The sequence below is a fragment of the Mesorhizobium album genome (assembly GCF_033977205.1).
GTDB lineage: Bacteria > Pseudomonadota > Alphaproteobacteria > Rhizobiales > Rhizobiaceae > Mesorhizobium > Mesorhizobium album.
Genome location: NZ_JAVIIW010000163.1, coordinates 1 through 600 on the forward strand (window position 1 = coordinate 1; position 600 = coordinate 600).

Here is a 600-nt window from a genome sequence, read left to right on the forward strand (position 1 = left end):
GGTGCCGTGATGCCCTGCGACCGACGGGCCTTGTTCTGGGCGGATCTGCCCCGGGATGCGGTCTGCGACCCGGCCTGTTCCCCGCAACAGCGCGACGGCAATCTTCTTCCCCGCGGCTGCGCCGCTCCTCGCCCAACAACAAGATCGCCGCGCGCCGTCCTTCGCATGCGCTGCGGCCTGACGGTGCGGGTCGGCCGTCCCGGGGCTCCCGATCGCCACAAGGCCGCGATGGTCGCGGGCTTGAACACAGCACAGGAGTTCCACCATGTCCCAGATCGGTTCGTTCACCCTCAGCAATGACGGCACCTTCACCGGCACCATCAAGACCCTCGCCATCGACGCCAAGGCGCGCCTCATCCCCAGCGATCCCGCCAGCGACAAGGCGCCCGACCTGCGGGTCATCGTCTCCGGCGTCGAGATCGGTGCCGCCTGGCGCCGGACCTCCAAGGAGGATCGGACCTACCACTCGGTCAAGCTCGACGATCCGTCCTTCAGCGCACCCATCTACGCCAACCTCTTCGAAGGCGACGATGGCAAGTATGCGCTGATCTGGTCACGCTGACCGACATCGCGGCGCCTCACACCACAACGGGGCGCCGC

At 67.8% G+C, this 600-nt stretch carries 2 protein-coding genes; one reads left to right on the forward strand and one right to left on the reverse strand.

The features are described from left to right. Nucleotides 1-267: hypothetical protein (locus tag RFN28_RS34730; protein WP_320291616.1), on the reverse strand; the 267-nt coding region annotated here is incomplete at its 3' end. Here RFN28_RS34730 and RFN28_RS34735 point away from each other — a divergent pair. Continuing rightward, nucleotides 266-562: a DUF736 domain-containing protein gene (locus tag RFN28_RS34735; protein WP_320291617.1), complete on the forward strand. Its 297-nt coding sequence runs from the start codon at nucleotides 266-268 to the stop codon at nucleotides 560-562. The genes RFN28_RS34730 and RFN28_RS34735 overlap by 2 nt on opposite strands. The last annotated feature ends 38 nt before the right edge of the window (nucleotides 563-600 follow it).

Bases quoted from the DNA above. Each gene is read 5' to 3' on its own strand.
- RFN28_RS34735 (WP_320291617.1), top strand. From the start codon at position 266: ATGTCCCAGATCGGTTCGTTCACCCTCAGCAATGACGGCACCTTCACC.